Genomic DNA, 10,287 nt, shown 5'->3' on the forward strand with positions numbered 1-10,287 from the left:
TCGGTGTCAGTGGTGCAGGATCTTCGACAGGAACTCTTTGGCCCGGTCGCTGCGCGGGCTGCTGAAGAACTGGTCCGGCGCGGCCTCTTCGACGATGCGACCGTCGGCCATGAAGACCACCCGGTTGGCGGCCGAGCGGGCGAAGCCCATCTCGTGGGTGACGACGACCATCGTCATGCCGTCCCGGGCGAGCTGCTGCATGACCTCGAGGACCTCGTTGATCATCTCGGGGTCGAGGGCCGAGGTCGGCTCGTCGAAGAGCATGACCTTGGGGTCCATCGCCAGCGCGCGGGCGATCGCGACGCGCTGCTGCTGGCCGCCGGAGAGCTGTGCGGGGTACTTGTCCGCCTGGGCGCCCACGCCCACCCGGTCGAGCAGGCCGCGCGCCTTCTCCTCGGCCTTCCGCTTCTCCGTTCTGCGGACCTTGACCTGGCCCAGCATCACGTTCTCGAGCACCGTCTTGTGCGCGAAGAGATTGAAGGACTGGAAGACCATGCCGACGTCGGCGCGCAGCCGGGCCAGTTCCCTGCCCTCCTGGGGCAGCGGCCTGCCGTCGATCAGGATCTCGCCCGAGTCGATGGTCTCCAGGCGGTTGACGGTGCGGCAGAGAGTGGACTTGCCCGACCCCGAAGGCCCGATGACCACGACGACCTCGCCGCGGGCGACGGTCAGGTCGATGTCCTGGAGCACGTGCAACGCGCCGAAGTGCTTGTTGACGCCCCTGAGAACGACGAGTTCGTCGGTCGCGGCCACCGAGTCCTTGGCCACCGATACTTCGGTCATGTGCTGACTCGCTCCGTCCTCGCTCGGTTTCGGAGGACAGTAGTGATGCCGTGCGACCAGCGTCATTACATCTGAGGGAGATCTGAGCATCACAATGCGGTAGCGGCCGGGCACGAACCGTAGTGGCCACGTGCCGGGCGCGTACCGGCTGGGTAACGGAAGCCGCCCGCAACCCGAACCCTCTTGACGGCGTCCTTGTTCATCGGCGTGACTGCCTTGGTGCATGCACGCGGGTGCACGCGTTCGCGTGGATGACGCTTTCCAGTACAAGGCGAGAGCACGTTCTTGTACAGGCGGGGAGCGAGGGGACCGCGAAGCCGAGAAACCGGAGGGGGCCGGGATGAGACTGCTTCTCGTTGAGGACGACAACCACGTCGCGGCCGCCTTGTCCGCGGTGCTGGCCAGGCACGGTTTCGAGGTCACGCACGCCCGCAGCGGCGAGGAGGCCCTCCAGGCGCTGGTGCCGGAGGGCGCCGGATTCGGCGTCGTGCTGCTCGACCTCGGTCTGCCCGATCAGGACGGCTACGAGGTCTGCGGCAAGATCCGCAAACGCACCAGCACCCCGGTGATCATGGTCACCGCACGCTCCGACGTCCGCTCCCGGATCCACGGCCTGAACCTCGGCGCCGACGACTACGTGGTCAAGCCGTACGACACCGGGGAACTGCTCGCACGGATCCACGCCGTCAGCCGGCGCACCCCGCACCTGGACGACACCGGCGCGACCGAGACCGCGCTGCGGCTCGGCCCCGTGCACATAGAACTCCCCAATCGCCGTGTCAGTGTGGACGGTTCCGTGATCCAGCTGACCCGCAAGGAGTTCGACCTGCTCGCCCTGCTGGCCCAGCGGCCCGGCGTGGTGTTCCGCCGCGAGCAGATCATCAGCGAGGTGTGGCAGACCAGTTGGGAGGGGACCGGGCGCACGCTTGAGGTACACGTCGCCTCGTTGCGCTCCAAGTTGCGCATGCCGGCGCTGATCGAGACCGTGCGCGGCGTCGGGTACCGGCTCGTCGCCCCGGCCGCATAGCGGGGACAGGTTGGGCGCACGACTGCTTCCGCTGCTCATCGTCCTGATGGCGGCCGTGCTGCTCGCGCTCGGTGTGCCGCTCGCGGTGAGCCTCGCCGCCGCGCAACAGCAGCGGGTCGTCGTCGACCGCATCGACGACACCGCGCGCTTCGCGGCCCTCGCCCAGTTCGTCACCGACCGGCCGGGCAACGGCCTCCGGGTGGGCGGCGACAACCCCGACGGCGGCGACGGCGACACCAGGGACGAGCGCGGCGAGACCCTGCGCAAGGAACTCGCCATGTACTACGGCGTGTACGGCATCCGGGCCGGTGTCTTCTACCGGGACGACGTGCCCATGGCCAACGCGCCGGAGGACTGGTACCTGCCCAAGACGGGCGACGGCCGCGACGCCTTCAACGAGGCCCTCCTCGGGCGCCGCAGCCACGACCCCCGGCAGGTCTGGCCCTGGCAGCGCGCCCGGCTGGTGGTGGCCTCGCCGGTCATCCGCGACGGCGACGTCATCGCCGTCGTCGTCACCGAGTCGCCCACCGGGCAGATGCGGTCGAGGATCCTGCACGGCTGGCTGTTCATCGGCGCCGGTGAGATCGCCGCGATGCTGCTCGCCGTCGGCGCGGCGCTCCGGCTGACCGGCTGGGTGCTCAGGCCGGTGCGGGTCCTGGACGCCACGACCCACGACATCGCGACCGGACGCCTCAAGTCGCGTGTCGCGGCCGCGGGCGGTCCGCCGGAACTCAGGCGCCTGGCCCGGTCGTTCAACGAGATGGCGGACAACGTCGAGGAAGTCCTCGAGCAGCAGCGGGCCTTCGTCGCCGACGCCTCGCACCAGCTGCGCAATCCGCTCTCCGCGCTCCTGCTGCGCATCGAGCTGCTCGCTCTCGAACTGCCCGAGGGCAACGAGGAGATCGCCTCGGTCCGCACGGAGGGCCGGCGCCTGGCCCAGGTCCTGGACGATCTGCTCGACCTGGCGCTGGCCGAGCACGCCGAGGCGGACCTGAGGCTCACCGACATCGGCGCCCTGACCGCCGAGCGCGTTGCGGCCTGGGACCCGGCGGCACAGGCCAAGGGCGTACGGCTGACCGGGAACTGCGCGCCCACCACCGCCTGGGCGGACCCCGTCACCCTGTCCAGCGCCCTGGACGCGGTCATCGACAACGCGGTGAAGTTCACGCCCGAGGGGGAGTGCGTCGAGGTGGAGGTCACGGCCGTCGGCGACACCGCCTCGGTGGTGGTCACCGACGGCGGGCCGGGACTCAGCGACGAGGAACTCGTCCGGGTCGGCGATCGCTTCTGGCGCAGCGCGGCGCATCAGAACATCAAGGGGTCGGGGCTCGGTCTGTCGATATCGCGGGCGCTGCTGGCGGCGGGTGGGGGTTCGATCGCGTACGGGCGTCATGTGCCGCACGGACTGAAGGTGACGGTGAGTGTGCCGCGGACGGTGGACGGCGAGGCGTCGTAAGGCCCCGCCGGCTCGGTCAGCTTCGAGGACGCGGCCGATGAGGCCGCGGCGGGGGTCCGGAGGCGCCGGCCACCACCCGGTTCGCCGTACGCGCGGGGCCCAGGGGGGCGAAGGCTACGGCTTCACGGACTCGTAGTACTGCCGCGCGCCCTCGTGCAGCGCCAACGGGTCCGTGTAGATCGCCGTGCGCAGGTCCACCAGCTGGGCCGCGTGGACCTTCGCGCCGATCCGGTCCCGGCTGTCGATCACGGCACGGGTGAGCTGCTCGGTCAGGCCCGGGTCCATGTCCTCCCGGGTCATGAGGAGGTTCGCGACGGCCACGGTCTGCACGGCGGAGCCCTGCTGGGCGTCCGGGTAGGCGTCGGCGGGCATCACCGAGGCCCGGTAGTAATGTGAGGCGCCGCCCTGGGCGTGCAGTTTGGCCACCAGATCGGTGCTGATCGGCACCAGACGGATCGCGAAGTGCTTCGACAGTTCCGTGATCGCGCCGGTGGGCAGCCCGCCGGACCAGAAGAACGCGTCGATCCGGTGCCGCCTGAGCAGGTCGGGCATGGTCCCGATGCCGTCGGACAGGGGTGTGATGTCCTTCTTCGGGTCGAGACCGGCCGCCTGGAGCACATGCTCCGCGATGAGTCGTACCCCGGACCCGCCCGGGCCGATGGCGACCCTGCGTCCCTCGAGATCCGCGACGGACCGCACGGTCGACGAGCGCGGCACCACCAGGTGCACATAGTCGTCGTACAGCCGTGCGCAACCGCGCAGTCGGCCGGCCCCGGCCTTGTGTTCCAGCTTGTACGTCTCCACCGCGTCGGCGGCCGCGATCGTGAAGTCCGCCGTGCCCGTGGCCACCCGTCGCACGTTCTCCTGGGACCCGTCGCTGTTCAGCAGCCGGACGTCCACCCTCGGCAGCTCCTTGGCGATCGCCTGCTGCAGCAGGGTGCCGTACTTCTGGTAGACGCCGGTCGGGGTGCCCGTACTGAAGGTGACCGTTCCGCTCGGGGACTCCTCGCCGATCGGCAGCAGCCACCACAGCAGCAGCCCGACGACCGCGAGAGAGGCCGCCGAGCCCAGCAGCGCGCGGCGCCGGCCGATGCGGGGGAGTGGCGTGAACATGCGCGCGATCCTGCCAGTCCGGGGGCGCCCCTGACCAGGGCGGCAGACCACGGGCCCACGGGAGCGGGCCGTGGCAGCGGGTAGGGTCGCCGGATGCACCCTTCGCCCGCCTCCCTCGTCCGCGAGTTCCACCGCGCCTTCGGGCTCGACGCCCGTACCGTGCCGACGGAGGTCTCCCCGGAGCTGGCCGCGCATCGTGGGGAGCTGCTCGCCGAGGAGGCCGCGGAGGTCGCCGAGGTGTCCGTCACCGGACCGCTCGACCGGCTGGCGCACGAACTGGCCGACCTCGTGTACGTGGCCTACGGAACCGCCCTCGTGCACGGCATCGACCTCGACGCCGTCATCGCCGAGATCCACCGGGCCAACATGACCAAGATCGGCCCGGACGGCACGGTCTCCCGCCGGGCCGACGGCAAGGTCCTCAAGGGCGACCACTACCGGGGCCCGGTCGTCTCGGAGGTCTTGCGCCGCCAGGGCTGGACGCCGCCCGCGCAGTCCTGAGGACCGGTTTCCGGCGCGCTTACGACGACCGGACCGGGTGGGGAGCCGGTGCGGCGAGCCCCTGTCGGACCCGTCGGCCCGCCGTCCACAGCCGCCTAGACTGAGGCGACCCGTACAGTACGGCGGGCTGGGACAGGAGGGCGATGGTGGCGGCAGGTGGCGGTGGTTTCCAGGACCCGTCCGCCGAGGTGCTGACGGAGGCGGCCGCCGCCTTCGGGCTTCTGGCCTCGCCCGCGCGGCTGCACATCGTGTGGGCGCTCGCGCAGGGCGAGAGCGATGTCACCGGGCTCGCCGAGCGGGTCGGTGGCGCGCTGCCCGCCGTGAGCCAGCATCTGACCAAACTCAAGCTCGCCGGGCTGGTCCGCTCCCGTCGTGAGGGCCGCCGCCAGGTCTACTTCGTCGACGACGCGGACGTGGTGACCGTGGTGCGGCTCATGGTGGGCCAGCTCACCGATCGCGCCGCGCAGAGCGGCGCCGCGGCACCCCGTCTCCGTGGCCTCTGACACGGCCGCTCCGTCGGCGTCGATGCCGGGTGCGGGCGCCACGGCCGCCACCTCGCTGCAGGAGCTGCGGCGGCTGGAGAGCACGCCGCGCGGACTCACCGACGCGGAGGCTGCGGCACGGCTCGCGGACTTCGGGGAGAACGTGCTCCCCGAGACCCGTACGACCTCCTGGGCCCGTCTCTTCCTACGCGGTCTGCGCGACCCGTTCACCACGGTCCTGCTCTGCCTCGGCCTCGTCTCCGCCACCGTCGCCGCCTGGGGCACCGCCTGCGTGATTCTCTTCCTTGTCGTGGTCAGCTGCGTCCTGCGCGCCACCGGCGAGCACCGGGCCGACCGCTCGACGGCCGCGCTGCGTGACCTCGTTGCCGCCACCGCGACCGTGCTGCGCCGCCCGGACACGGCGCTCGAGCCGGCAGGCCACGCCGGTGGCGAAGGGCAGGGCGCGCGCCGGCCCGGGCCGGCGCGGGAGACACCCGCAGCCGAACTGGTGCCCGGTGACGTGGTCCGGCTCGCGCCCGGCGACCTCGTTCCTGCTGACGTACGACTGCTGCGGTCCAGCGGCCTGACGGTACATCAGGCGGCCCTCACCGGGGAGTCGGCGCCCGTGGCGAAGCACGCCCTCGACGCTCCCGCGGTCTGCGACGGCGGGCCCTTCGACCAGCCCCACCTCTGCTTCCAGGGCAGCAGCGTCGGATCGGGCAGCGGCACCGCGCTCGTTCTCGAGACGGGGGCCCGGACCCGGTTCGCCAAGGCGTACGCCGTCGGCACCCGGCGCGGGGGGAGCGCCTTCGACCGGTCCGTGCACGGCATCTCCTGGGTGCTGATCCGGTTCATGCTGCTCACTCCGCCGCTGGTCCTCATGGCCAACGCGGCGCTGCGCGGCCGGGGTCTTGAGACGCTCCCCTTCGCCGTCGCGGTCGCGGTCGGCCTCACCCCCGAGATGCTGCCGGTCATCGTCACCACCTGTCTGGGCCGCGGCGCCTCCGGGCTCGCCCGCGCCCACGGGGTGATCGTCAAACGGCTGCCCGCCCTGCACGACCTCGGTGCCGTGGACGTGCTCTGCCTCGACAAGACCGGCACCCTCACCCAGGACCGGCCTGTCGTCGAACGGGCCCTGGACGCCGAGGGCGAGGACGCCCCCGAGGTCCTGCGCTGGGCGGCCGCGGGCGCCTGGTGGACCCTCCACATCGCCGACCTGCCCCTCGCGGACGCCCTGGACGAGGCGCTTCTGGACGCGGCCGACGGGGCCTGGGAGCAGTACGAGGGAGTGGCCGCCCTGCCGTTCGACCCGGTCCGGCGGCTCGCCACCGCCGTGGTCCGGGGCCGCCTCGGCAGCCACACCCTCCTCGTCAGGGGCGCTCCCGAGGACGTACTGGAGCGCTGCGCGCTGGAGCCCGCGGAGCGGGAACGGCTGCTCGCACGGGCCGCGCGCGAGGCGGCCGGAGGCCTGCGGCTGCTCGGCGTCGCGACCGCCGACCGTCCCGCCCGCGCCCGCCCCTACACCCCCGCCGACGAACGCGGCCTGGCCTTCCGGGGCTTCGTCACCTTCCGGGACGCCCTCGCACCGACCGCCGAGCGCGCCCTGCGGGACCTCACCGCCCGCGGCGTCACCGTCCGGGTCCTGACCGGCGACCACCCGGGCACCGCAGCCCGTGCCTGCCGCGACCTCGGTCTGGACCCCGGTGACATGCGCACCGCCGGCGCGCCCGACGAACTGGCCGCGACCGTCGTCGCCCGCTGCACCCCCGAGGACAAGGCGCGGATCGTCGCCGGGCTGCGCGCGGCGGGGCACACCGTCGGCTTCCTCGGCGACGGCGTCAACGACGTGCCCGCGCTGCGCGCCGCGGACGTGGGCATCGCCCCACGCGAGGCCGTCGCCGTGGCCCGCGAGAGCGCGGAGGTCGTCCTCGCGTACAAGGACCTGACCGCGATCGACCACGCGGTGGCCGCCGGACGCCGCAGCGGCGGCAACATCGCCACGTATCTGCGGGTCGCGCTCTCCTCGAACCTCGGCAACGTCCTCGCGATGCTCGCAGCGGGCCTCCTGCTGCCCTTCCTCCCGATGCTCCCGGCCCAGGTACTCGCCCAGAACCTGTGCTTCGACGCGGCTCAACTCGCCTTCGCCCACGACCGTCCCGCGCCACGGGAGCTCTCGCGCCCCACCGTGCTGCGCCCGCACGACCTCCTGCGCTTCATCACCGGCTTCGGCGTGGTCAACGCGGTCGCCGACCTCGCCACCTTCGGCGTCCTCGCCCTCAGCCTGCGCGGTCCCGACGCGCTCGACGACGCAGCGGTCTTCCACTCCGCCTGGTTCACGGAGAACCTCCTCACCCAGGCCCTGGTCATGCTGCTGCTGCGGTCCGGCCGGAGTCTCGCCGAGGGCCGCCGGCCGGGCCCGGTCGGTGGGGCAGCCGGCGCGCTCGCCGCCGTCGGGCTCCTGTTGCCCGTCACCCCGCTCGGCGCACTCCTCGGCCTGCCGGCGCTTCCGGTTTCGTACTACCTGCTGGTCGGCGCCGTCCTCGCGCTGTACGCCCTGGCCCTGTGGGCGATCAGGGCACGCTACGAGCGGCGTTGGGGCTACGGCGGGCAGAGCCTGCGCTTGGACCGGCCGTAGGGCTGGATGAGGAGCATGCCGATACCCGGCGCCGTCTCGGACCGGTAGGGTCCGCTGGACAGTTGTACAGTTGCGCAATGTAGCAATCATCATGGGACGGGCGAGCGGCGCACGCGTCTTCGCCCAGGCGAGGAAGGGCGGGCGCGCTCATGCTCCGCAACGGACTGGAACCCTGGCACCTGCTGGTCGTGGCGATCGTCGTCATCGTGCTGTTCGGCTCGAAGAAGCTGCCCGACACCGCCCGCGCGCTGGGCAGGTCGATGCGCATCCTGAAGAGCGAGGCGAAGGCGATGAAGGAAGGGGACGCGCCCGCGGACGTCGTTCCCGTGACGCCCACGGCCGTCCACACCTCCGCGGAGGCGACCCCGGAGCAGCCGTCGTCCGCCGCCCGCTGAACCGGTTCCGTCAGGGGCTGGCGCAGTCGTAGCCGTACGTCAACGGTTCGCCCTGCAGGCCGAGTCGGCGCCGGTAGACGTAGACCGCCTCCACCCGCACACCGTCCTGCGGGGAGTCGACCCGGCAGGGGTAGGTGACCTGCAACACCGAGGGCCGGCCCGCGACCTGCATGCGCAGGCCGTCGGCCGGCCCTCCCGCGAGCACCGCGGTCTCCCACTTCGTCGCGACGTGAAGATCCATGGCTGTACTTTAAAGTTGCGCATTCGCGGCAGCGTTGTGAGCTCTACCACGTGCTTCACCGGGCGTGCGGCAAGCCGGTCCACCGGCGAAGGCCGGCGCGTCCCGGCGCCGGCCTTCGCCGGGCGCTTCGCCGCCTTTGATGCTCGTATGGTGGGAACTCTGGGGTCATGAGAGTCCATCGGTGCCCGGCCGGCGCCGACCGAACGGAGAGGCCCTCCATGCCGACCCAGCCCCGGACCGCCGGATCCGCCGTCCCCGCCTCGTCGGGCCGACGGCGCCCGGGTCTGCGCCCGGTCGGACAGGGCGCCGGATTCTGGTTCGTGGCGGCGGCGTTCGCCGTCCTGATGGCGTTCGGTACCGCGCCCACCCCGCTGTGGCCGCTCTACGCGGCCCGCGACGGGTTCGGGGTGACCACGATCACCGTGGTGTTCGCCATGCTGGTCGGCGGTGCCGCCGTCGGCTTCCTCGCCCTCGGGCATCTCTCCGACCGCTTCGGGCGCCGCCGTGTCGTCGTCCCGGCCCTTGCCGTGGCCCTGGCCGCCGCCCTCCTCCTGACCTGGTGGAAGGACCTCCCCGGCCTGATGACCGGCCGGTTCCTGAACGGGGTGGGCATCGGCCTCATGGCCTCCACGGCCACCGCGTACCTGCACGACCTGTACGCAGGCGCGCACCCCCACCGACCCGAGGCCGTGCTGCCGGAGGTGGTCGCGACCGCGGCCAACCTCGGAGGGCTCGCTCTCGGTCCGCTGGTGGCCGGAGCGGTGGCGCAGTGGGTGCCCGATCCGCTGACGGTCACGCAGTTCGGTTTCGCGCTGGCCCTCGCGGTGTGTCTGGTGCTCAGCCTGGTCACGCCGGAGACCGTGGACCGGAGCCGTACGGTGCGGCAGAAGCCGGAGCGGTTCGCCCTGTGCCCCGGCGGGCGCCCGGTGTTCGCCTCGGCCGCGGGGCTCGGCTTCTGCTCCTTCGCCCTCTTCGGCCTGGTCACGGCGCTGGGCGCGGTCATTCTTCACACCGAACTGCGAGTCTCCTCGGAGTTCGTCGCGGGTCTCGCGCCGTTCCTGATGTTCAGTGCCGCCGCGCTGGCCCAGCTGGCCCTTGCCGCGCTGCCGCCGCGGCGCCTGCTTGCCGTGGGGATGGTGGCCTTCCCGTCCGGGCTGGCCCTGGTGGCCCTGTCCGTATACGGCTCGACGCTGTGGCTCTTCCTCACGGCCGCCACGTTGGCGGGCGCGGGCTCGGGCATCCTGTTCAAGGCCGGTCTCGTCCAGTCCGTGACCGCGGCCGCCCCCGCGTCCAGGGCGGGCGTCCTCGCCGTCTACTTCGTCGTCGCGTACGCGGGCCTGGGTCTGCCCTCGATCCTCTTCAGCGAGCTCATCCGCCACCTGAGCATGCCAACGACGATGGTCTGCTTCTCGGTGGTGCTCTCCGCGGGCGCGGTCCTGGCGGCGGCGGTGGCGGTGCGGAGCGAACGCTGACCACGGTGCGGCCGCGGTCCGCCGCGTTCGCCGCACCCGGTGACGGTGTCCGACGGCGCGGGCCCGTGCGCGGTGTCGAGCCGGGCTCTAGGTGACTGGTGTTAAGCGGGTCTTCCTGAGCGTGTCGGTTCGCTGTGGAGGGCGCCAGGATCATGTCGGTGGCTGGTGATTGGGCGGCTCGC

The 10,287-nt window shown here is 72.3% G+C and carries 10 protein-coding genes; 7 read left to right on the forward strand and 3 right to left on the reverse strand.

Going from position 1 to position 10,287, the window contains the following annotated elements; all coding sequences use genetic code 11:
* Positions 1-6: 6 nt before the first annotated feature.
* Complete coding sequence (locus ACWDA7_RS25485) at positions 7-783, reverse strand: amino acid ABC transporter ATP-binding protein (RefSeq protein WP_359397943.1); 777 nt, start codon at positions 781-783, stop codon at positions 7-9.
* Between the two features lie 340 nt (positions 784-1,123).
* On the opposite strand from ACWDA7_RS25485, the gene ACWDA7_RS25490 reads away from it, so the two are divergent.
* Both ACWDA7_RS25490 and ACWDA7_RS25495 read left to right on the forward strand, forming a co-directional pair.
* Positions 1,124-1,810 (forward strand): response regulator transcription factor, encoded by a 687-nt coding sequence (locus ACWDA7_RS25490; protein WP_359397941.1) that lies wholly within the window; start codon positions 1,124-1,126, stop codon positions 1,808-1,810.
* A gap of 10 nt (positions 1,811-1,820) precedes the next feature.
* Positions 1,821-3,266 carry an ATP-binding protein gene (locus ACWDA7_RS25495; protein WP_450606527.1) on the forward strand — a complete coding sequence of 482 codons (1,446 nt, stop codon included), beginning with the start codon at positions 1,821-1,823 and terminating at the stop codon, positions 3,264-3,266.
* A 114-nt stretch (positions 3,267-3,380) separates the two neighbouring features.
* On the opposite strand, the gene ACWDA7_RS25500 is transcribed toward ACWDA7_RS25495, so the two are convergent.
* Positions 3,381-4,379, reverse strand: a complete 999-nt coding sequence (locus ACWDA7_RS25500; protein WP_450606529.1) for a TAXI family TRAP transporter solute-binding subunit — start codon at positions 4,377-4,379, stop codon at positions 3,381-3,383.
* Positions 4,380-4,472: 93 nt separating this feature from the next.
* Between ACWDA7_RS25500 and ACWDA7_RS25505 the strand changes: the two genes are divergently transcribed.
* From ACWDA7_RS25505 to tatA, 4 genes are all read left to right on the forward strand, one after another.
* Positions 4,473-4,880: a pyrophosphohydrolase domain-containing protein gene (locus tag ACWDA7_RS25505; protein WP_450606531.1), complete on the forward strand. Its 408-nt coding sequence runs from the start codon at positions 4,473-4,475 to the stop codon at positions 4,878-4,880.
* A gap of 143 nt (positions 4,881-5,023) precedes the next feature.
* Positions 5,024-5,383: an ArsR/SmtB family transcription factor gene (locus tag ACWDA7_RS25510; RefSeq protein WP_450606533.1), complete on the forward strand. Its 360-nt coding sequence runs from the start codon at positions 5,024-5,026 to the stop codon at positions 5,381-5,383.
* Positions 5,384-5,405: 22 nt separating this feature from the next.
* Complete coding sequence (gene mgtA / locus ACWDA7_RS25515) at positions 5,406-7,997, forward strand: magnesium-translocating P-type ATPase (RefSeq protein WP_450606543.1); 2,592 nt, start codon at positions 5,406-5,408, stop codon at positions 7,995-7,997.
* Positions 7,998-8,146: 149 nt separating this feature from the next.
* A complete protein-coding gene (gene tatA, locus ACWDA7_RS25520) occupies positions 8,147-8,392 on the forward strand; it encodes a Sec-independent protein translocase subunit TatA (protein ID WP_450606535.1) in 246 nt (81 codons plus the stop codon).
* Positions 8,393-8,402: 10 nt separating this feature from the next.
* On the opposite strand, the gene ACWDA7_RS25525 is transcribed toward tatA, so the two are convergent.
* Entirely contained in the window at positions 8,403-8,633 is a 231-nt protein-coding gene (locus ACWDA7_RS25525) for a hypothetical protein (protein ID WP_450606537.1), read from the reverse strand.
* Between the two features lie 218 nt (positions 8,634-8,851).
* Between ACWDA7_RS25525 and ACWDA7_RS25530 the strand changes: the two genes are divergently transcribed.
* Positions 8,852-10,105 carry an MFS transporter gene (locus ACWDA7_RS25530; RefSeq protein ID WP_450606539.1) on the forward strand — a complete coding sequence of 418 codons (1,254 nt, stop codon included), beginning with the start codon at positions 8,852-8,854 and terminating at the stop codon, positions 10,103-10,105.
* Positions 10,106-10,287 lie beyond the last annotated feature (182 nt).

This window comes from Streptomyces sp. NPDC001156, assembly GCF_053598275.1.